The following is a 22,291-nucleotide window of genomic DNA, read 5'->3' as shown; positions in this document are numbered from 1 at the left end:
CCTCTCAAAACCATTCTCAAAAAAATTTTTTTAACTTTGAATAAAACTCGTTAAACAGGCGCAGAAATATATAGAGAGTCGCAGGTGCGCTGGCAACAGAGATTGAACCTGATAGTTATCTAACTCATCGACTTGTTTGATAAACACCGACTCTCACTTGTTTGTTTTTGATTTTTATGGCTGAATTTATCAAAGTTATTAGTTAAATATTAGGAGTCAGTTATGTTTGCTTTAAAAATTGCTACCATCGGTTTATTAAGTTTATCAGCAACTGCTATTTTGTGTGCAGATGTTGCCAGTGCTCAAGTGGTGAATCAAAAAATAAAGGGTTCGGCTATTGGTCCGGAGACATTTGTGGATGCGGCTAACTTGACCGTCAATCCCACTGGCACTTTAAATCAAGACATTGATTGTGAAGCCAGAAATGATGTTCCACATATCGACCCACGTTGCGATGCTCGCAACACGGCGATTTACGGTTCCGGGAGCAGCACATCAACAACCGATGGCGGAGGCGGAGGCCATCACGATTCATCAGGTGGCTATGTTCCTGGTATCAGCCAACAGGTAGAAAATGGCGGTACAAATACAACTGTGATTACTCCCACCACAGCTAACTCTGATTCCAACAGCAGTAGTGATTCCAACAGTAGCTCTGATGCCAAAGCCACAATTCGCGACAGTGGTAACAGTCACAATACAAATCTTAACCACTCTGGTGGTGGTGACGCCAAAGTTGGTGATGTCAATAACCGCGCTCACTCTTCCGTGGGCGACCAAAAGAACCATCAATCGATGACGACTGGTGCAACAACTGTCGCCCCTAATGTTTCCCCGACCACACGTGTCAAGGTGGAAGGTGCTCGACACAACCACATTCAATTTGGTTCGACTGCACCAGGAACTGGTGGTGAAGCGTTCTCGTTCCAATATAGTTCCGCTTGTGGAGCATCAGTGAATTACCGCCAAGGTTTCGCTCTCAAACCAAAGCGCATTGGTGGTGGTGGTTTGGGTTTTGCGTTGGATGTTTCCAGTACTGGGATGGACACTATCGAAAGTCGCGATGCTGTTCAAAATAAGATGGAGAGCGCATTTCTTGTGGCGATGAGCGTTGTCAACAACCAACAAACTTTTGAGCAACGCCTCAATACTGGTGTTGTCTCTCGTCAGGAAGCTTACACCAGAGCGATCGCCAACTGTGCTTCTTTCGTTCCAGATGTCAAGCCTCCCACACTAGAGGAGCGACCAACAACACCCACAACTTACGTTGATAAACCTCGCACTTGCACTGCTGTTGGTTGCAACTAAATTTTTTCTTGAATGAATTGAATGACATTTGTCATGCTTTGAAGGTGACATTAATGAGATACTTCTTCAGAGTTTTACAGATATCTTCAGATTATGGACTTAATAAACATCTCAAAGAACTTGAGTTCATGGCAGAAATAGAAAAAACAGTGATTCTGGTAGCGGAAGCTCGTGGAGTCACGTAAAATCCAGTTTTTGCGATTGCGTCACTCCACTAAGTTCCACCAAACATCTCCATCTCAAGGTGTAAAATTATGAAAACTAATTTACGAAAACTAAAACCCAGTTTTTGGGCGAGTTTATTTTCCTCAATCCTATGTCTTTGTCCCCTTTCGAGCTTGGCTTTGACAGTGCAAGAAGTCCCCAATCCCCGAAAGGATTATGGTGGTTGGGTAACTGATATGGCAGGAATCTTGAGCAATGAAACAGAAACTCAACTCAATCAAATGATTTCTCAATTAGAAGCCAAAAAGGGTGTAGAAATAGCGGTGGTTAGCGTACCAAAAACCGCTCCTGCTGATTCACCAAAAAAATTTGCCACGGAACTTTTTAATCATTGGGGCATTGGCAAGAAAGGACAAAATAATGGTGTATTGTTTTTGATTTCAGTAGGCGATCGCCGCGTTGAAATAGAAACTGGTAACGGTGTAGAAGCGATTTTGCCTGATGCCAAAGTGGGTAACATTATTGATACCCAAATTATCCCAAAATTTAAAAAAGGAGATTTTGAAGGTGGGACTCTGGCAGGCACAAAAGCACTAGTCGTTATTCTAGAGTCTGATGAAGCATCCTCTGTCAATAAAGTCATCACTTCAACTCAAGAAACTTTCTCGAATGAAGAAGCACCTACAGATAGCGCTTCGCGTTGGGTAATGCTTGTTATGAGTGGAACACCAATACTCTTTATCGGCTCGGTTATTTATCTGAAACGTCGTAAAATTTTCATTCGACCATTTGGGCAAACGCGTCTAAGTAAAGGCAATTACATTTTTTTGTGTGCTGATTGCGAACAACCAATGAAGAAAGTAGACAAGATTACCCTCTCGCCACATTTGAGCAACGTAGCAAAAACAGCACAACGCCTAGGTAGTGTTAGATTTGAAGGGTGGCAATGTCCCAATTGCAGCCAGAACCTTACTGAGCGAAAATTTCATATTGTCGCCTGTGAGTCCAATTCACCTCGATTTAGACAATGCCCTCATTGTCAAGAATTGACTATCACCCTTACCAAAAAGATGATCGCAAAAACTACGGAACACAGTTCTGGAAGATGGCTGATTACTTATAAGTGCCACAGTTGTTCTTTTCAGCACCAGAATGAAGAAATTATTCCTTGCTTCTCTCCGCCTCGAACTACACGAAGGTCGAAGGCTGGTAGTTCGTGGGGTGGTGATAGTGGTAGCTTTGGCGGTGACAGTGGTAGCTTTGGCGGTGACAGTGGTAGCTTTGGCGGTGACAGTGGTAGCTTTGGCGGAGGCAGTAGCGACGGTGGTGGTGCTGGTGGCAGTTGGTAATTTTTTGGAAATTGAGGGAGACCGAAACGGGCATCTTGGACTCAAATGGGTTGGTAGCAAACTTGCCTCTACCCGCGATCGGCATCCATAGTAAAGTTTTTCTGAATTTGAATAAAACCATGAAGAGCAACGCAGAAATATATAGAGAGTGGTTCTTGAGTTAAGCACAGAGATTTCAATTGCTAGTTCCCTGATAATTTGCCCACGCTCCCATCTTTTTGGAAAATTGGGATGCTTCCAAATCAACTCTTATTTTACAAAGTGAGTGTGACAAATATCATGGTCTAAACATGACATTTATTCGATGTGTATCTTGGCTCCTTACAAGTAAATTAAGTTGAACAAATTAAATAAAAGTTAAGCCGAGGTATAGACAAAAACGGAAATAGGGGCTAAAAATGCTTGATTTTTCTGTCACTTAAAACAACATTGCGTACAAGAATGTAACAAATTATCAAATACAGACAAGATAGGATTTCTCAGCATTATGAAAAATACAATTCGGTTTTTAGGTTTAACTGTCTTTGCTATTTGTTTTTTTACGGCATCAGGCTCAGCCAATTCTTCATTAGTGGCCAAGGAATGGTTCTTTGGACTTTGGGATTGCAATGACGGAGGGCGTCCAGCCAAAATGCACTGGTATACAGTTAATGATCCGCAAACAACCTGCAATGGTAATGTCTGCACCCACACAAGTAGTGTAAAGGTTGTAGGAGGCGTTAGCCATAATAATGGCGCTTCTTGGGTTCCTTTAGCAAAAAGGTGGTCAAAAAATTCTGAGCTTCTTACCGACTATTGGTATCTCAACTACAACAACAACACGCTCTCCGCTAATGGCTGGAGCAAGCGCGACCCTCGGCGTCAATTCTTATTCAATTGGGAATGGTGGAAGTTCCCGAATGAGCGCAAACCATTACAGTGCCAGAAGATTAGCGAATAAATTCGGGGGAGCATCCCAATTTTACTACAACAAGAACCCCTACCCCCACCAGGGCGCTACATACCTAGCTACTTAAATTTGATAGCGAGCGCTGAAGTAAAAGGCTGTATCCTGAATATTATCACCACGATCTTTAATGCTATAAATTGGGATACTGTAATCAAGCCTTAAAGTAAGACCGTGAATTCCTAAAGGTTTGTCCCACAAGACACCTAAACCTGTATTTAGCAATAAACTTTCGTTTCGTATTCGGTTTGGATTCTTAGCATTATTCCAAACTCCACCTAAATCAACGTAAGGCGCAATCTGAAGCACGGGATATCCTGATTTGTTACGTAAAATGGCGATTCTATCTTCAATAGAGAAGCGAAATCCATTATCTCCTGTACGCAAATTTTCCCGATACCCCCGTAAAGATTGTCCGCCACCGATAATAAATTGTTGGGAAGTTAACAAGGTATTTGGCGTTAGTTGTAAATCGGCTTGCATTAGTAACAAATGATTATTATCAAGTCGTTGTACCCGTTGTACTTGACCAAGCCAACTAAAAAAGCGACTATCTGGAATAGGAGATTCGTTAACAGTCGCACCAAACCAGCCAGTACCCAAACTAAATTGAGAACGTAAAGACCAAGCACCACTGAAGTCTCGCCGCGTATAATCTTGACTAAACTTAATTACACTGGTACGAGTCACACCGCTTTCATTAGGACCTTGGAGAAACGGAACTGGTATATTATCCAAGATAAAAGTTTGACCATCTTGATAAGTAAAACTCAAGGATAAAGCCAACTCCTCATTCAACGAACGTATCAACGGCTGACGGTAACTTATCTCATATAACTCCTGGGTTTCTCGAACTCCAAATCTGTCAAAGGGTTCTTGAATGATAGAAGTATTGCTTGGTGCTGCTCGCAATTGTAAAGTCCCGTTTTTTGGATTTAAGGGAGCTCGGTATATAAAATCCCAAACTTCAGCACCCCCTGAAAATGAACGATAATAGGAAGCTGCAATTTCATCCCCAATACCCGTTAAGTTACGATAACGCAGTTCAGTTCCAAATCTTTCCGAGCCAACAACTGGAGGAAAATAGTTATCTACACTTAAGCTACTCACAAAAGGATTTGCCTCTTTAACTCGCACCACAAGAGTGCTGACACCTTCTTTTTTTTCTGCACGTAAGCTGGCTTCAATATTTTCAAACAGTGGATCGGCTCTTAGTAAACGTAATTGATTTTCAAGTTCATTGGTGTCAAGAGGGACATTAGCACCCAACGAGATCCGACTGCAAACATAGGACAGGTTGATGCGACGAAGTCCGTAAATTTCGATTTGTCCTATACGACCTTCCGTAACTAAAATTTCTGGTTTTCCATCTACAGTTTTGAGATTAATAACCGCTCTTGAGTTGATATACCCTTTATTGAGATATATTAAAGTTATACTATCAGCGATGATTGAGAGTTCTTCACGTGTCGGTTCTCGTTCTTGAAAAGCCTCTAAAATTGGTCTTAGGTCATCTTCTTGGAAAATTGTGCTACCTGCGATCTTGATGTTGCCAAAAGTGATGATTTTTTTTTCTGTTGAAGATGAATTATCCAACGAACATTGTTTTGGTAATGGTTCCGCCTTCTGAAAAGAGTTTTCCCGCAGAGGTGCTTCTGGAGTAGGTATTGAGTTTGGAGTCTGCGCCAGTGGATCGTCTGGTTCTAATGTCAAGTCTAGCTTTGGTTGATTCTCAGCTTCATCCCGTACTTGAAGAAAAGTATAATTGTATTCTGCTGTTGCCTCTAATGTCACTCCCTGAGTCATGAAACTTGTCAATATTACTGAAAGATTTAATATAAAGCTGCAATGTTTCATGCAGTCACTCCTTATCGTTTATAAGATTAATATATCGTTGTTTTGATGACATAGTAAATTCAAAAAAATTCTAATAGTATATTAGAAACATATAAAAAATATTAATCAATTAGAATTGCATAAAATTACAAGTGGTTCCAATACTTGTCGGTTAACGATAGTTAAAGTCCAGAAACCCGGTATCTCTTAGATACCGGGTTTCTCAGGCTCAGTCATTGTTTAAAAATCAAAATTGGATTCCTACACCTCAATTAAGTGCATAAGTTGATTTCAGTTGCATCTATTTAAGATTGTAAGCATGAGAAATTATGTTTCTCAAACAGAAGAATCTTAAGTTACCAATCATCTAAAGAATACGCCTGCATAATAGCAAAAAAGTCTAACAGAGTAGAAATGTTTCATATGAATATTTCTACAAACTATCATGTCTTTTATTCAAAAAATCACCAATCTATTTTCTAACGAGGTTAATTATGAAACTTGTTTTTAGTTTTGCGATCGCTACTCTTTTAGCTAGTGTACCTTACGCTCAAGTTACTGCTCAAACAGCAATGTCTTCTTCAAGGAATATAAAAGCTCTACAACTTGACGAATCTTCTGTAAAAGTTGTCAAGCGCGAAGTCACCCCTGGGCTTGTAACATTTACCCGTCAAAATGGCTGCGTGCTGCAAAATCCCATCTCCACAAATTTTTTGAATGACGGAACGATTCTAGAAACTCCCATTCGACTGACTGCTTCCACAAATAGCATTCCAGAATGGCGCAATGAATCTAGAAAACCTTGGCAGTCTCAATTAACTGATTATGAAGGAGGCGAACGCAAAATGATGCTTCTCCAAATCGGACGACATCCTTCAACCCCTATTGCAGTTGAAGAGAGCAGTGAAAAACTGTTAGACTCACAAACAATATGTACAATTGCGGCTTATAAAATTTTTGGAAGCAACAATCGCTTGCTTGCACCAATCCCCACTCAAAAGCAAAACAGACTATCTTTACCTTTAGAACAGGGATGGGAAAAGCATTTTAATTATTAGAATTTGTCATTTGTCATTTGTCATTGGTTAGGATTTCTAAGTAGATTGAAATTTTGTTACTCAGTTATGTTGATTTTTGTCTCCTGACGTTATCTATGTTGAAGAATTTTTTAAAATTTACTTTTTGTGCAGCGATCGCACTCGTAGATTTGTCATTCATAAATATTATCTTTCAGCCTCAAAAATCAAATGCTGCACATATATATGCTTATGATTTTGAGAATTTAAATGCTACAAAAAGTGTTTATTACGATCCAAGTATAACGAAAGATAATAATCAATGCCTAAATGGATTACTCAATCAGCTACCTCAAAAGGGAGATAAGAAAATCACTGAATCTTGCCTTAATACCTTTGGCTATAATCCTAATAAAAAAATAAAATCTCCTGTCATGTTTGTTTTTGAAATTGGTAAAACTTCACAGGAAGTTACAACCACTCTCATCTATAAAAGTAAAAATGGTCAGATTCATCAGGAGAAATTTAAGGCTGTTGGCTCGCGTTATTATGAATGGCATATCAAACCTGGAATTTATACACTAGATTATCTTAAGTCCGATAACAGCCCTAGTTTTAACCCGGCTTACGGTAATTTTTATTCTCCTAAAGGTGAAAAAGATAAAAATGGTAATCCTGTAAACATCGGCTTCCACGGACGTGAAGGAAACTTAATGGCTGGAAATGGCTCTAATGGCTGTTACCGCCATCGAGTACAAGATATGAAGAGAATCATGATGATCGTTAAAAATGCCGGGGAAGATGCAGGTCTACCTTATAACTGGTATGAAAGTACTTTGCCAATTGCCGTCATATCAACGCAGACAAAGGATAAATAGCCTGTAAAAAACTAAATATTATTCCTGTAAATGCTCAAGATTATCCGTTTTTATAACTAAAAAGGATGAATTAGTGATTATGTCATCCACGAGGCATTCACTATGCAGGTAGCTACAACAGCAATCGACCCCATTCTCCCAATTGGTGCTAATGGTCGAAAAGTGAAAGAATTGCAAGAACTCTTGAATTGCAGAATTTTTAATGGAGATCGCCTCACAGTTGACAGTTTTTTTGGCATCAAAACTCAAGCAGCGGTCACAATTATCCAATACCAATTCCTTCTCAAACAGGATGGTATCGCTGGTCCGTTGACCTGGCAATCCCTGCGTGCAAACGCCCCAGTTAATAAACCTGTTTTACATCGTAACAGTTATGGTCACCAGGTCACAATTGTTCAGGAAGTTCTTTTTAGAGGTGGATTTTATCAAGACAGTGCAATTGATGGTTTTTTTAGAGAAAAAACGGAAGCCGCAGTGCGAGCGTTTCAAGAAAGCCAACAACTCATTCCTAATGGGATGATTGGACATCTGACTTGGAATGCCCTGAGTACTTTAGCAACTTCTCTCACTGCTAACTAACCTTAATTCTGCGATCGCAACTCACGCAAAGACACCAAGAAACGATCCCCACCTTTGCGTGAGATTAAAAATTTCAAATAGCCTCCAATTATACCAGATTTATTTCAGCATTGTCTCAAAATTGATTCCCAGTCGTTGTGGTTATATTGTAATCTTTATTAGCGTAAGTCAGATAAAAGACGTTTTTGTCAAGAGGGCACGCCCGCACTTTATAGCAGTTGCTCTCATTCTGATTCTAGATTCTGATTCCAGAATAGGGGGTCTGACCCCCCATTTGTCAACAGTATCCGCATGAGTTGTCGGGGGTTTAACTTTTCAGACGGACTTTATACAGATAAAAACGGCTCTCCCAAAAAAATTTCCCTAACTTTGAATAAAACCCGTTAAACAGACACAAAAATATATAGAGAGTTGCAATTGCGCTCCAAACAGAACGACATCGATATCATGACAAATGTAATGCCCAGATAATGACATTTCTATGATGCCATCTTAAAGTTGGTACTGATATCTTAAAGTCATGAAGTTACGGAATGCAAAGCGCACAAAAAGGTTAAACTTCTCGTTGATTACACTTAAATTCCATTACTACAGGTTTAAAAAATCGTAATTGGTCTCAAATCCGCGAAACATTCATCAAGTATCGCAATCCTGGAACGAATGTTGAGAAAGGGCTTTTGGCACGAAGGCAAGCTGAAGCCGATCTCTTCTTGACTCCTTACCCCTAGGCTTTCAACATTGCAGTACACTAAAGAATTTAGGAACCGCAGATGAAGGCAGATAAACGCAGGTAGATAATACCATCACGGGATGAAAATGCTCATATTCTGTTTACTATGTCAAAGCGTAAATAATCATTCTATCTCCAATATCTCATGAATAATAGCCTATCTGTCAAAACAATTCTGATTCTAGCAGCCAATCCCACAAATACCTCTCGGTTACGACTGGATGAAGAGGTGCGGGAAATTGATGAAGGATTGCGACGCTCGAATCAGCGCGAGCAGTTTAAGCTAGAGCAGAAATGGGCAGTGCGATCGCGAGACTTTTACCGAGCTATTTTGGATTATCAACCTCAAATAGTTCATTTCAGTGGGCATGGAGCAGGGCAAGAAGGTCTTGTCCTAGAAGATGAGATGGGGCAGCCAGCGTTTGTTAAGGCAGATGCATTAGTAGGTATGTTTGAGATATTTGCTACAAACGGTGTAGAGTGTGTGGTGTTGAACGCTTGCTACTCAGAGATGCAGGCAGAAGCCATTAGTCAGCACATTAATTATGTCATTGGCATGAACCAAGCAATTGGGGATAGAAGCGCTATCAATTTTACCGTCGCATTTTACGATACTCTTGCAGCTGGGAAAGATGTGGAGTCTGCTTTTAAGTTAGGCTTATCTCAGCTTATTAGTTTAAATGAGTACTCCACTCCAGTATTTAAGAAAAAAACCCACATCATTCAAACTCTATCTAACTTCATTCCTCCCAATCCTTATCAAGGATTGTTTGCTTTTGGTGAGAAAGATGCAGAATTCTTTTATGGCAGAGAGAAATTTGTTGAGAATTTAGTCCAAACCACTCATAAAGAGCCCTTAATAACTGTGGTGGGTTCTAGCGGTAGCGGGAAATCTTCCGTCGTTTTTGCGGGATTGATTCCACGCTTGCGAATAGAAGGCACTTGGTTAATTGAATCTTTTCGTCCTGGTAAACAACCATTTGATGAGCTAGCTTCTGCTTTGGTGCGTCAGCTAGAACCAGAGCTTGGTAAGATCGAGCGAGTAGTCAAGGCAGTGAAATTGGCAGAAAGGCTCAAAAATGGTGAAATAAGTTTGCAGCAGATAGTGTCTGGCATTTTGGAAAGTTCCAATAAACGTCTATTGGTAATAGCAGACCAGTTTGAGGAACTTTATACTCTTTGCCCGGATAAAAAACAACAGGAGCGCTTTGTTGATATTTTACTAGAAGCTATTTATCAAAAAAGTCTAACGTTAGTTCTTACTCTCAGAGCTGACTTTTACGATGATGTTTTATCCTACCCTCCGTTTTGTCATGCATTGCAAGAGTTTACGCCTCAGTTACTGAGTTCGATGAGTCGGGACGAACTCAAAGCAACCATTGAGATGCCCGCTCAAAAGTTGAAAGTGCAGTTAGAAGAACATTTAACAGAACGAATATTAGATGATGTGGGCCAAGAACCTGGTTCTTTACCCTTATTAGAATTTGCGCTCGCTGAATTATGGAAGAAACAGCAAGCCCTATGTATTGACTCATAAAGCATATGACGAGATCGGGGGTGTGAAACAAGCTTTGGTTAAACATGCTCAAGAGGTTTATAACCAACTTAATGATGTCGAGAAGATACAAGTACAACGCATTTTTCTGCCATCAGTTCGCCCTGGAGAGGGAACAGAGGATACTAGGCGCTTAGCTACCCGCACAGAAGTTGGGGAAGAGAATTGGGAACTGGTTATTCGTTTAGCAGGTCCTGAAGCACGTTTAGTCGTGACAGGACATAGCGATAAGTCTGGTGAAGACACGGTGGAGGTAGTTCATGAAGCGCTGATTCGGGAATGGGGAACTTTGCGAGAGTGGATAAACGCTAACCGTCAGTTTCGTCTTTGGCAAGAACGGCTAAAACTAGCAATACACGAATGGAAAAATAGCGATCGCGACCCAGGTGCATTATTGCGGGGCGTACCGCTAGCTGTAGCAGAAGATTGGTTGCGAAAACGTTTAGACGATCTGACAGAAGAAGAGCAAGACTTTATCATAGCTAGCTTAACATTGCGGGAGAGCGAGCAAAAGGAAAAACAACGCAGAAGACTGCGGATCGTCTTAGGTCTAGCTGCTGGTTTTATAGGTGCTGTAAGTTTCGCTGGGTTTGCAGTTAGGCAAAAGTGGCAAGTAGAAACCGCTCAATTAGATCGCAGCAAAGCTCTTAGCCAATATTCAAAACAAATTTTTGAGCGAGACCAAAAGCTTGAAGCATTGATAGTAAGTTTACGAGCAGCAGTACCGCTAAAAGGGCGAGCTAATATTCCAATGCAAGTAGTGGCTGCATTGCAACAGACAGTTTATGGAGTAAAAGAGTATAATCGCTTAAAAGGTCATAACGGTTCTATTACAAAAGTAGTGTTCAGCCCAGATGGTAAGACCATTGCCACTGCTAGTGATGACTACACAGTACGCTTATGGAATTTGCAGGGACAGCAACTCCATACCCTTAGGGGTCATGGCAGATCTGTTACAAAAGTAGTGTTCAGCCCAGATGGTAAAACTATTGCCACTGCTAGTAATGACTACACAGTACGCTTATGGAATTTGCAGGGACAAGCGATCGGTATCCTCAGCGGTCATGATAGACCTTTGAGCGCAGTGGCGTTTAGCCCAGATGGTCAGACTATTGCCACTGCTAGTAATGACCACACAGTACGTTTGTGGAATCTTCAAGGAAAGGAAATTCAAAGACTCACCGTCGATCGTAGCAATGTTGTTAGACAAGTAGCGTTCAGCCCAGATGGTAAAACCATTGCCATTGCTCAGAGTGACTACACACGCTTGTGGAATGTACAAGGACAGCAACTCCATGTCCTTAAGGATCATAGCGATTCTGTTGAGCACGTGGCGTTCAGCCCAGATGGCAAGACTATTGCCACTGGTGATAACTACACAGTACGCTTGTGGAATCTGCAAGGACAGCAACTCCATGTCCTTAAGGGTCATAGCGATTCTGTTAAGCACGTAGCGTTCAGCCCGGATAGCCAGACCATTGCTACGACCAGTTACGATCGAGTACATTTGTGGAATCTGCAAGGACAGCAACTCCATGTCCTTAAGGGTTATAGCGCTGTTATACAAGTAGCGTTCAGCCCGGATGGCAAGACTATTGCCACTGCTAGTTATGACAATACAGTACATTTGTGGAATCTGCAAGGACAGCAATTTGATGTCTTTAAAGGTCATAGTAATGCTATCCTAGACGTAGCGTTCAGCCCGGATGGCAAAACTCTTGCCACTGCCAGTCATGACCGCACAGTACGCTTGTGGAATCTGCAAAGACAGCAATTGGATCTCCTTAAAGGTCATAGCAATGCTATCAGAGACGTAGAGTTTAGCCCGGATGGCAAGACTATTGCTACTGCCAGTCGTGACCGCACAGTACGCTTGTGGAATCTGCAAGGACAGCAACTTCATACCCTTACTGAGTACAGTGGTTCCGTCAATAGGGTAGTGTTCAGCCCAGATGGCAAGATCTTTGCTGCTGGTGGTGAGGGCGAGATGGTGCATCTGTGGAATCTGGAAGGAAAGCTCCTTAATATCCTGATGGGTCATAACGCATATATCACAAACTTAGCGTTTAGTCCCGATGGCAAAACCATTGCTACTGCTAGTTATGATAACACAGTAAGCTTGTGGAATCTGCAAGGACAGCAACTCCATACTCTTACAGGTCATGAAGGTTATGTTTATGACCTAGAGTTCAGTCCGGATGGCAAGACCATTGCCACTGCTAGTGCTGACAGTACAGCACGTTTGTGGAATTTGCAAGGACAGCAACTCCATGTCCTTAAGGGCCATAGAAGGTTTGTCAACAAAGTAACGTTCAGCCCGGATGGCAAGACCATTGCTACTGTCAGTCGTAACGACACGGAAGTGAAGTTGTGGAATCTGCAAGGACAGGAACTTTATACCCTCATCGGTCATACCGATGCGGTCAATAATGCCGCTTTCAGCCCGGATGGTAAAATTATTGCTACCGGTAGTGATGATAGTACAGTACGCTTGTGGAATCTTCAAGGACAGGAACTTTATACCCTCATCGGTCATAGCAAACCCGTTTGGGCACTAACGTTCAGCCCGGATGGTAAAACTCTTGCTACTAGTAGCAAGGACAACACAGTACGTTTGTGGAATCTACAGGGAGGAGATCTCATCAATACTCTGGCTGGTTATAAAGAAGCTATCACAGACGTAGCGTTCAGCCCAGATGGTAAAACCATTGTCACTGCAAGCGCTGACAATACAGCACGTTTGTTAAAGCTGAATTTCGATGACTTACTAGCACGTGGTTGTGATTGGGTGCGCGGGTATCTGAAGTACAATCCCAATGCCAAAGATAACCGCCATTTGTGTAATGGTATTGGTACTCACAGGTAGCCAACGCCAGCCACGTATTCATCTTTCTGTCTCAGTTTCAGGAAAAAGCCTCGCACTTGCACTGCTGTTGGTTGCAACTAAATCCCTTGTGAATGGCAAATGTCATACTCTCATTGTCACATTTAAAAGTTTCTGAGCTTATTAAGAATAAAGTCAGCAACTCAAGAATTCTGTTAATTATTGACTTTATTCTCAAGATAGATTGACATTTGCTTTTATGTTTAATTTCAAATGCCTTGCTCTGTAAGGATTTCAGCCTCTAAATTCCGTCAAACTCACGTTAATATAATCTCTTCTTCAACTGCTCCCAATGCTTTCAGTGTGGCTTTTTGAGCCTCTGTTATCCCAGTAACCCCAGTAATATTCATCCCTTCATAAGGGCCACCAGCCTTGAGAGTTTTCAGACACTTTCCTGTCTTGACATCCCAAAGCTTAATAGTTTCATCAGCACTACCACTAGCAAGAACTTGACCATCGGGACTCCATGCTACTGAGTGTACTAGGTTTGTATGTTCTTGTAAGGTATTGAGACATTGGTCTGTGTAAGTATCCCACAGCCTGACTGTTTGGTCACAAGAGGCGCTGGCAAGGAATCTTCCATCTGGACTCCATGCCACTGAGAATACCCAACTGGTATGACCTTGCAACATTTTGAAACATTGCCCTGTGTCAATGTCCCACAGCTTCACTGTCTGCTCGTTGCCAGTGGCAAGAATTTGACTATCTGGATGCCACGCCAAAGAAAGTACCCAACCTATATCACAGTCCAAGACTTTGAGACATTGACCAGTGCTAGTGTTCCATAATCTTGCTGTTCCATCATTACCAGTACTTGCAAGATATTGCCCATCTGGACTCCATGCCACTGACAATACTGCACCAGTATGGCCTTGCAAAGTTTTGAGACATTGAGCCGTGCGGGTATTCCACAGCTTTATTGTTTGGTCATAACTACCACTAGCCATGATTTGGCTATTTGGACTCCACACTACTGTATATACTACATCTTTATGCCCCTGCAAGATTTTGAGACATTGACTCGTAAAAATATCCCATAACCTTACTGTCCTGTCGGCACTGCCAGCACTGGCAAGGGTGTGGCCGTTGTGTGTCCATGCTACTGAATATACCCAATCGCTATGTCCCTGTAAGGTTTTGAGACATTGAGTTTTTTTTGTATCCCACAGTCTCACTCGTCGATCGGCATTACCACTTGCGAGGATTTGCCCATCCGGACTCCATGCTACTGAATATACTATATTTGTAAGCCCTTGAAAGGTATTAAGACATTGACCAGTGCTGATATCCCATAGCTTCACCTTTTGGTCATAACTTCCAGTTGCAAGGGTTTGTCCATTAGGACTAAACGCTAAATTCCAGATTGCATTCGTATGTGCCTGCAAAATATTAATACATTGACCAGTGCTACTGTCCCAAAATTTTATAATTCCAGCCATACTACTACTGGCAATGATTTTTTCATCCAAACTCCATGCCAAGGATAATACCTCGTTGTTATTCTCCTGTAAGGTATTAAGGCACTGACCAGTGCAAGTATCCCACAGTTTTAACGTCTGGTCTCTACTGCAAGTGGCAAGAGTTCGCCAGTTTGGACTCCACACTACTGAATATACGATATCTGTATGTTCCTGTAAGGTGTTGAGACATTGACCAGTGCAGGTGTCCCAAAGCTTAACTGTACTGTCGCCACTGGCAGTGGCAAGGGTTTGTCCATCCGGACTCCATGCTACTGAATATACTACGTTTGTGTGCTCATGTAAGATATTGAGGCATTGACTTGTGTTAGTGTCCCACAACCTTACTGTTTGATCCGCACTGCCACTGGCAAGAGTTTGTCCATCTGGACTCCATGCTACTGAATATAATCCACTAGTATGACCTTGTAAAATATTAAAACATTGACCTGTGCAGATATCCCATAGCCTTAGTGTTTGGTCGTCGCTGCCACTGGCAAGAGTTTGTCCATCTGGGCTGAAGCGAACTGACCAAACAATACTTTTATGTCCTTGACATTTTAATGCTGGCTGACTATTTGCAATTTCCCATATATAAACATCACCATTCATATCCCCAGTTGCTAGTAACTTTCCATCTGGGCTAAAGACAACAGATATAATTCCACCAAATGTTTGAGTAAAAACACCCTTGCTTAAGTCACAATGAGCTAAATTTACTTTATGCAAATGCACCTTTTGGAGATAAGCGTGCCAAATCTTCAAGTTAGAAAAGTCATATCCTGTTAAATCAATTTGCAGGCTATGGCAAAGATTAATCAGATTCCCACCGCCATAGCCAGACAAATTATTCTCACTTCGCAACTGCCCAAGGATAATCTGAATTTGCTGTTCGACTGCCAATTTTGAAGAAGCATGATGGCGAATTTGTTGAGCTATTGACTCTAAAATTAATCGGCGTTGTGTCGGTGACATAATCTTTAACTGTAGTTTTGAGTAAAGCATGGTTTTGAAATAAGGGATAAGACCCTGTTTCTGTGCCTTGCTTTGGTGCAATCTCAAAGCTAACCTGCTCAATTAAGTGTTCAGTCACATACTCCATTACCACAGGTTGCTGCGTGTAACGACTGCCTTGCTTTTCAATCAGAGAACGCCAACTCAACGACTCTAAAGCTTCGATTAAGTTGGCTTTGGAAACCACAGGCACAATATCTTCATATAACTCACCAATGCTTGTCCATTCCCGGTTGATTGCCAACCAGTACATAATGCTTTTCTCTAAAGCAGATAAACGTTGAAATTGTTGGTCTAATAAGCGGCGGACGCCATTGAAAACTACTGTATCTTCTTCTAAAAATTCGCCTATCTTGCTATCAAATAAGTCGGCAATTGATGTGGCAACTATTTTTAATGCTAAAGGTGTATTACTGTAGCGATCGCATAAATGTTGTTTTTCTTCCTCTGTTCCCAACAGTCCCCTGGACTGCACTAAAGCTTGTGCCACCTCAAATGATCCTCTCAGTGTCAGAGAATGCACTGCTTGGTCTACTCCTTCCATCGTTGCAATTTCGGCTGGTTTTTCTCGGCTAGTCAGCAGCAGACAACTTTGATGTGCAACTTCACCAATTACCTTGAGGAGTTCGCCGTAACCTTCATAACCTGGGCGATATTGTCCAACGTGGTCGCCTGCCAGTAATATTGTTTCCCAGTTATCCAAAATCAGTAAGCAACGTGAAGCATGTAGGTAATGGATGAGGCGACTAATTTCACCTTTAGTTTCCTGTTGGCTAGAAACAAAGGGTACTAGTTCTGTTAATAGGGTTTCTAATGGTGGGGCGTTACGCAGACTTCGCCAAATCACATATTCAAATTCTGCTTGAACTTGTTGTGCCAGCTTGGCTGCGAGTGCTGTTTTGCCTATGCCCCCCATGCCTAACACTGCCACAATGCGGCTGCGAGAGCCTAAAATCCATTGATGTAGATGATTCAGTTCTATTGTGCGTCCGTAGAACACGGAAACATCCATTGCTTCTCCCCAATCTGAGCGTTTATTAACAATGTTGACTGTAGGTTTTGCTGATATTGATGTTGGTGTTTCTGTATTGTCTAAGTCGGCGATCGCTTGCCAGTTTAGACCTAGTTTTAAACATATTTCCCGAAAAACTTGATAATCTACGGGTTTGCCATTCAAAAATTTACTTACTGTTGCTAAAGCTAGTCCTATATCTTGAGATAGGCTCTTTTGGCTTGGATAACCATTACGTTTTAGAGCTAATCTTACATTTTCCAGGCATTCAGGTTTAACCTTAAGTGAGCGTGACATACATAACAGGCAGCAATGTAGTAGAATTACTAGATTTTACATCATTTTACTTGAAAGTTAGTAAAAAGTAGGAAATTCCCAGTCTTAAACTTAGTTATCAGCCTGTTTTAATGAATTCTAACCCTGTTTTGTCACTCTGTTTTTAGTATAAAGAAATACAAACATCAGAACAAAAACACAGAGCATAGTAGAGCCTCGTCCACTCGATCGGAAAACCAGGACTTACGCATTGACAAATTAGACAAACAGTGTAGGAAGACAGAGCAGGAAAAAACAGGCGATCGTTAATCACTGGAGTTTCCTTTCTTAAGGCTGAGGATTATTTTTTTTGGAGCATTACATTTGTCATGCTCTCATCGTGACATTTCTTAGATGCTTTCTTAAAGTTTTACAAATATCTTTAGAAATGAGGCAGGCTAAAGCTGAATTATTTTAACAACTCTTAAGTGAGGCAAACACGTACTTTGATTACCCCATGACTCTCCACATCTTTTGTTGCAATACCAAAACCAATTACCATGGCTTACTCAACTGAAGATGTACTTCGCCGACTTGCCTTGTTTCTTCTCATTTGCCACCTTCCTTGTGACTATCCCTACAAATCGACTGAGGATGCAGACTACCCCCAATCCTGTGGCAAAGAAAAGTTTCAGCAAATGACTAACAATGTCTGGATGCCATCTGATGGCAGCACGTGCGAATTTACTGCTAGCTGGCTGCTTTGGTCTCTCGGTTACCGTGATGGCTGCACGTTCAACCACACGGATACTGCACGGAACAATAAACACGCTCAGGAGAAGGATATGCACATTGTCTGCTCCATCACAAACAATATTGCTAACCTGATTGGGTGGAATTCAGCGCAACTAAATGCTTGCCCAAAGATGGGTGATATCGTCTGGATAACTCAAGATAATGAAGCACCAGAAAACGACCTCAGCCACGTGTTCATCTTTCTGTCTCAGTTTCAAGAAAATGGAAAGACTTACTGGCTAACTGCTGAGGGCGGACAACCCAACCCCGTTTCAACAACAGATTTTTCACAAGAAAATTCGTTCATGTGCTTTAACCGTCGGTTAGTGACTGTTGAAGAAAGAAAGCTAAAATTCCAAGACTGTTGGGTGCATGGATGGATCGATTTGATGCATCTCCCATTTGCGAACTGGACTTGGACAGGTGGGCTTCCTATGATTGACCCTCATTTCCTTGCAGTACTACCTGAGTTTTGGTCAGAAAAGCGTCTGGGTTGCGATCGCTATCTGGCGCAACAGATGGCAATTGAATTAGCTATCCAGGAAGCATTCAATATTCTTTCTAACTGGCCATACCCATCCAGCAACTTTGCCGCAGGTCAACTTTTGCTTTGGATTCATTTGTGCATATACGACTATTTAACAAAACTGCGACAGGACAAAACTTTAAGGCAACAGCATTTTAGTTATCCCTGTTGCTTGTAAATAATTAAGATAATATCCAAATAACTATGGCTCAATTTCCACAGATCCCAAAGCTTTGAGAGTAGACTTTTGTTCCTCTGTCAATCCTGTAATCCCTATAATATTCATACCCTCATAAGGTCCTCCACCCTTGAGAGTTTTCAAACACTTACCTGTCTGAACATCCCAAAGTTTAATCATTTCATCAGCACCACCACTAGCAAGAGTGTGGCCATCTGGACTAAATGCTACTGTGTATATTATGCTTTTATGACCTTGCAATGTATTGAGGCACTTACCGTCACGAGTATCCCACAGCTTTACCATTTGGTCACGAGAGCCACTGGCAAGGATTTTGCCATCTGGGCTCCATGACACTGAAAATATCATATTAGTATGTCCGTGCAAAGTATTGAGACACTTACCGTCACGTCTATCCCAAAGTCTCACTGTGTAGTCGGTACTACCCGTGGCAAGAGTTGTTCCATCTGGACTCCATCCCAAAGAACCGACCCAGTCAGTATGTCCGTGCAAAGTATTGAGGCACTTACCGTCACACCTATCCCACAATTTCACTGTTTGGTCAAAACTGCCACTAGCTAGGATTTGCCCGTCTGGACTCCACGCTACGGGTTGTACGAAGTTGGTATGCCCCTGCAAGATTTTGATACATTGCCATGTATGGGTATTCCACAGCCTCACTGTTTGGTCAAAACTACCACTAGCTAGGATTTGCCCATCCGGACTCCATGCTGCTGAATAGACAACATTTTCATGACCCTGCAAGATTTTAATACATTGCCATGTATGGGTATTCCACACCCTTATTGTGTGGTCAGTGCTACTACTAACAAGAGTTTGCCTATCAGGACTCCATGTTAATGAATGTACCCAACCAGTATGCCCTTGTAAACTTTTGAGACATTGACCCGTATGGATATCCCACAGCCTTATTATATGGTCAGCACTGCCACTGACAAGAGTTTGCTTATCCAAACTCCAAGCCAATGCATAGACTATATTCGTATGCCCCTGCAAGGTGTTGAGGCACTGACCGTCACGAGTATCCCACAACTTGATTGTTTGGTCAAAACAACCACTGGCAAGGATTTGTCCATCCGCGCTTAGTGCTACTGACCAGATGGCACTTTTATGCCCTAGCAAAGTTTTGAGACATTGACCTGTGGTGGGGTCCCACAATTTTAATGTAAAGTCAGCACTGCCACTGGCGAAAGTTTGCCCATCTGAACTCCATGCCAAAGTCAATACTGAATTGCTATGCCCTTGCAAGGTTTTGAGACATTGACTAGTACAGGTATTCCATACCTTTACTGTACGATCGGCACTGGCACTAGCGAGAGTTTTCTTATCTGGGCTCCACACCACAGAATAGACTATATTGGTATGGCCTTGTAAAGAGTTGAGAGATTGACCCGTGCGGGTGTTCCACAATTTTATTGTATGGTCAGCACTGGCACTAGCAAGAGTTTCCCCATCTGGACTCCATGCTACTGAACAAATCGCACTCGTATGCCCCTGCAAGGTATTAAGACATTGACCGTCACGGGTATCCCATAGTTTCACTGTATTGTCGCCACTGCCACTAGCTAGGATTTGAGAGTTTGAACTCCATGCCACTGAAGATATGCAATTGCTATGCCCCTGTAAGATTTTGAGGCATTGACCGTCACGGGTATCCCACAGCCGTATTGTTTGATCGTCACTGCCACTGGCTAAAATGCGTTCATGGGGACTAAAGCTGAGTGCCCAAACGCTATTCTTGTGTCCTTTACAATTCAATATTGGTTGGCTATTCGCCATTCTCCATAAATAAACATCGCCATTAGTATCTCCTGTTGCCAATAACTTTCCATTTGGGCTAAAGGCAACCGACATAACCCCACCGAAGTTTTGAGTGAAAACAGATCTCGATAGATCCGAATAAGCAAAGTTCACTTGATACAAATTCAGCTTCTGTAGGTGAGCGTGCCAAATCGTCAAGTAAGAAAAATCATACCCTGTTAAATCAATTTGCAGGTAATGACAAAAGTTAATCAAATTCCCACCGCCATAGCCTGACAAATTCTTCTCGGCGCTCAATTTACCCAGAATTTCCTGAAATTGCCGTTCGACTGCTGATGCTGAAGAAGCATTTCGGCGAAGTTGTTGAGCGATTGGCTCTAAAATTAACCTTCGTTGATTTTCCACAACATAATCTTTCACCGTAGTTTTGAGCAAGGCATGGCTTCGGAACAGAGGGTAAGATTCTTCTCCCATACTCTCCAGTCCCGTAGCAATTTCAGTGCTCACCTGCTGAATCAATCGCTCCAAGACATATTCCATCACTACAGGCAGCTGAGTGTAACTACTGGATTGTTTTTCAATCAGCGATCGCCAACTCAAAGACTCCAATGCTTCTAATAGCTCGGCTCTGGAAACCGCAGGGACAATATCTTGGTGCAATTCACCAATGGTTGTCCACTCTCGATTAATTGCCAACCAGTACATGATCTTCATCTCTAAGGGAAAAAGACGCTGGAACTGTTGGTCTAAAAGACGACGAATCCCATTAAAAACTAACGTATTGTGCTCCAGGAATTCCCCTATCTTGCCATCAAATAAGTCGCAAATTGAGCTGGCGACAATTTTTAATGCAAGGGGAGTATTGCTGTAGCGATCGCATAACTCTTCCTTTTGCTCTTGAGTTCCCGATAGTCCCCTTGCCTGAATTAAGGCTTGTGCGACCTCTTGTGAACCTTGTAGTGTTAGAGAATGCACCGCCAACTCTAATCCTTCCAACGCCGCAATTTCGCTCGGCTTTTCTCGACTGGTGAGAATTAAGCAACTTTGATGAGGAACTTCACCAATCACCTTGAGTAGTTCACCATAATCTTCGTAGCCGGGACGATATTGTCCAACGCAATCACCTTTTTGTAAGATGGTCTCCCAATTGTCCAAAATCAGCAGACAACGCGAACAACGCAGGTAGTGGATGAGCCGACTGAGCTGTGCAGATGTTTCCTGTTGCTCGGATACGAAAGGCACTAACTCAGCCAGAAGAGTTTCTAAGGGTGGAGCGTTGCGGAGACTTCGCCAAATGACATACTCAAACTCTGCTTGAACATGTTGTGCCAAACGTGCTGCCAGTGCAGTTTTGCCGATTCCCCCCATCCCCAACACTGCCACAATTCGACTACGTGAAGCGTAGCTATCACCCTGAGGCGAATCCCCCACAATCCATTGCTGTAATGTGTGAAGTTCTGCTCTACGTCCGTAAAAAACGGAAACATCTATTGCTTCTCCCCAGTCAGTTCGTTTTTTGGCAATTTCTACATCGGATTTTACGGCTACAGGTTCTTGTGAAGAGATTGTCTGTGTCGTTTCCAAGTCAGCGATCGCTTGCCAGTCGAGAGCTAATTTGAAACAGATTTCCTGAAAATTTCCGGCATCTACAGCTTTACCCGTGAGAAATTTACTTACGGTTCCCAATGCTAATCCCATATCTTGAGCTAGACTTTTTTGGCTCAAAAATCCATTGCGCTTCAAAGCCGATCTTACTTTCTCAAGACATTCGGGACGGACTTTGAGCGACCGCGACATCCGCAACATAAGTATATTGGGTAAAAATACGTAATCATTTTACTCGAAAATCATTTTACTCGAAACTTAGTCATAAGTGAATAATAAGTCAGTAGATTCTCAGTCTTAAACTTAGTCATGAGTAAGTTTTAATGAATTATTAAAGCAAAGTGCATCTCAAGAATCTCAACTGCTGTCAAGCAAAAACGTTCTGGTGTATGCATTTCACGATGACATGCCGCTCACTTTA

General features: G+C 42.0%; 14 protein-coding genes. 10 read left to right on the top strand and 4 right to left on the bottom strand.

Annotated features, from left to right (window positions below; genetic code table 11):
- The first annotated feature begins 222 nt into the window (after window positions 1-222).
- The 4 genes from WA1_RS47565 (at window position 223) to WA1_RS47555 (ending at window position 3,762) form a co-directional block, all read left to right on the top strand.
- Window positions 223-1,308 carry a hypothetical protein gene (locus WA1_RS47565; RefSeq protein WP_066613316.1) on the top strand — a complete coding sequence of 362 codons (1,086 nt, stop codon included), beginning with the start codon at window positions 223-225 and terminating at the stop codon, window positions 1,306-1,308.
- Window positions 1,309-1,361: 53 nt separating this feature from the next.
- Window positions 1,362-1,493: a hypothetical protein gene (locus tag WA1_RS61085; RefSeq protein ID WP_017747506.1), complete on the top strand. Its 132-nt coding sequence runs from the start codon at window positions 1,362-1,364 to the stop codon at window positions 1,491-1,493.
- Between the two features lie 69 nt (window positions 1,494-1,562).
- Window positions 1,563-2,822: a TPM domain-containing protein gene (locus WA1_RS47560; protein ID WP_017747507.1), complete on the top strand. Its 1,260-nt coding sequence runs from the start codon at window positions 1,563-1,565 to the stop codon at window positions 2,820-2,822.
- Window positions 2,823-3,309: 487 nt separating this feature from the next.
- Complete coding sequence (locus WA1_RS47555; RefSeq protein ID WP_017747508.1) at window positions 3,310-3,762, top strand: DUF6006 family protein; 453 nt, start codon at window positions 3,310-3,312, stop codon at window positions 3,760-3,762.
- 72 nt (window positions 3,763-3,834) lie between these two features.
- On the opposite strand, the gene WA1_RS47550 is transcribed toward WA1_RS47555, so the two are convergent.
- Window positions 3,835-5,625 carry a ShlB/FhaC/HecB family hemolysin secretion/activation protein gene (locus WA1_RS47550; RefSeq protein WP_148662908.1) on the bottom strand — a complete coding sequence of 597 codons (1,791 nt, stop codon included), beginning with the start codon at window positions 5,623-5,625 and terminating at the stop codon, window positions 3,835-3,837.
- Window positions 5,626-6,098: 473 nt separating this feature from the next.
- Here WA1_RS47550 and WA1_RS47545 point away from each other — a divergent pair, with 473 nt between their 5' ends.
- From WA1_RS47545 to WA1_RS47525, 5 genes are all read left to right on the top strand, one after another.
- The gene (locus WA1_RS47545; RefSeq protein WP_017747510.1) at window positions 6,099-6,662 is read left to right on the top strand and encodes a hypothetical protein; all 564 of its coding nucleotides are present in this window, start codon (window positions 6,099-6,101) and stop codon (window positions 6,660-6,662) included.
- Between the two features lie 95 nt (window positions 6,663-6,757).
- Window positions 6,758-7,498, top strand: a complete 741-nt coding sequence (locus WA1_RS47540) for a L,D-transpeptidase family protein (protein WP_017747511.1) — start codon at window positions 6,758-6,760, stop codon at window positions 7,496-7,498.
- Between the two features lie 102 nt (window positions 7,499-7,600).
- Window positions 7,601-8,077 carry a peptidoglycan-binding domain-containing protein gene (locus WA1_RS47535; protein WP_017747512.1) on the top strand — a complete coding sequence of 159 codons (477 nt, stop codon included), beginning with the start codon at window positions 7,601-7,603 and terminating at the stop codon, window positions 8,075-8,077.
- Between the two features lie 875 nt (window positions 8,078-8,952).
- Window positions 8,953-10,344 (top strand): nSTAND1 domain-containing NTPase, encoded by a 1,392-nt coding sequence (locus WA1_RS47530; protein WP_051077112.1) that lies wholly within the window; start codon window positions 8,953-8,955, stop codon window positions 10,342-10,344.
- On the top strand, window positions 10,334-13,228 hold the full coding sequence (locus tag WA1_RS47525) for a WD40 repeat domain-containing protein (RefSeq protein ID WP_051077113.1): 2,895 nt from the start codon (window positions 10,334-10,336) through the stop codon (window positions 13,226-13,228). Before WA1_RS47530 ends, WA1_RS47525 begins: the two co-directional genes overlap by 11 nt.
- 275 nt (window positions 13,229-13,503) lie before the next feature.
- On the opposite strand, the gene WA1_RS61080 is transcribed toward WA1_RS47525, so the two are convergent.
- Window positions 13,504-15,438: a WD40 repeat domain-containing protein gene (locus WA1_RS61080; RefSeq protein WP_272819476.1), complete on the bottom strand. Its 1,935-nt coding sequence runs from the start codon at window positions 15,436-15,438 to the stop codon at window positions 13,504-13,506.
- Between the two features lie 118 nt (window positions 15,439-15,556).
- Window positions 15,557-17,026 (bottom strand): NB-ARC domain-containing protein, encoded by a 1,470-nt coding sequence (locus WA1_RS61075; RefSeq protein ID WP_272819380.1) that lies wholly within the window; start codon window positions 17,024-17,026, stop codon window positions 15,557-15,559.
- 518 nt (window positions 17,027-17,544) lie between these two features.
- Between WA1_RS61075 and WA1_RS47515 the strand changes: the two genes are divergently transcribed.
- Window positions 17,545-18,483 (top strand): hypothetical protein, encoded by a 939-nt coding sequence (locus WA1_RS47515; protein WP_017747514.1) that lies wholly within the window; start codon window positions 17,545-17,547, stop codon window positions 18,481-18,483.
- Between the two features lie 24 nt (window positions 18,484-18,507).
- Here the strand turns inward: WA1_RS47515 and WA1_RS47510 are convergent, their stop codons facing one another.
- A complete protein-coding gene (locus tag WA1_RS47510; protein ID WP_272819379.1) occupies window positions 18,508-22,071 on the bottom strand; it encodes a WD40 domain-containing protein in 3,564 nt (1,187 codons plus the stop codon).
- Window positions 22,072-22,291: the final 220 nt, after the last annotated feature.

The sequence above is a fragment of the Scytonema hofmannii PCC 7110 genome, assembly GCF_000346485.2.
GTDB classification, from domain to species: domain Bacteria; phylum Cyanobacteriota; class Cyanobacteriia; order Cyanobacteriales; family Nostocaceae; genus Scytonema; species Scytonema hofmannii.
The sequence above is the reverse complement of the archived record's forward strand: the minus strand, read 5'-3'. Positions and strand labels throughout refer to the sequence as shown.

Coding starts and splice junctions, on each gene's coding strand:
- WA1_RS47565 (WP_066613316.1), top strand. CDS start 223: ATGTTTGCTTTAAAAATTGCTACCATCGGTTTATTAAGTTTATCAGCA.
- WA1_RS61085 (WP_017747506.1), top strand. CDS start 1,362: ATGAGATACTTCTTCAGAGTTTTACAGATATCTTCAGATTATGGACTT.
- WA1_RS47560 (WP_017747507.1), top strand. CDS start 1,563: ATGAAAACTAATTTACGAAAACTAAAACCCAGTTTTTGGGCGAGTTTA.
- WA1_RS47555 (WP_017747508.1), top strand. CDS start 3,310: ATGAAAAATACAATTCGGTTTTTAGGTTTAACTGTCTTTGCTATTTGT.
- WA1_RS47550 (WP_148662908.1), bottom strand. CDS start 5,625: ATGAAACATTGCAGCTTTATATTAAATCTTTCAGTAATATTGACAAGT.
- WA1_RS47545 (WP_017747510.1), top strand. CDS start 6,099: ATGAAACTTGTTTTTAGTTTTGCGATCGCTACTCTTTTAGCTAGTGTA.
- WA1_RS47540 (WP_017747511.1), top strand. CDS start 6,758: ATGTTGAAGAATTTTTTAAAATTTACTTTTTGTGCAGCGATCGCACTC.
- WA1_RS47535 (WP_017747512.1), top strand. CDS start 7,601: ATGCAGGTAGCTACAACAGCAATCGACCCCATTCTCCCAATTGGTGCT.
- WA1_RS47530 (WP_051077112.1), top strand. CDS start 8,953: ATGAATAATAGCCTATCTGTCAAAACAATTCTGATTCTAGCAGCCAAT.
- WA1_RS61075 (WP_272819380.1), bottom strand. CDS start 17,026: ATGTCACGCTCACTTAAGGTTAAACCTGAATGCCTGGAAAATGTAAGA.
- WA1_RS47515 (WP_017747514.1), top strand. CDS start 17,545: ATGGCTTACTCAACTGAAGATGTACTTCGCCGACTTGCCTTGTTTCTT.
- WA1_RS47510 (WP_272819379.1), bottom strand. CDS start 22,071: ATGTTGCGGATGTCGCGGTCGCTCAAAGTCCGTCCCGAATGTCTTGAG.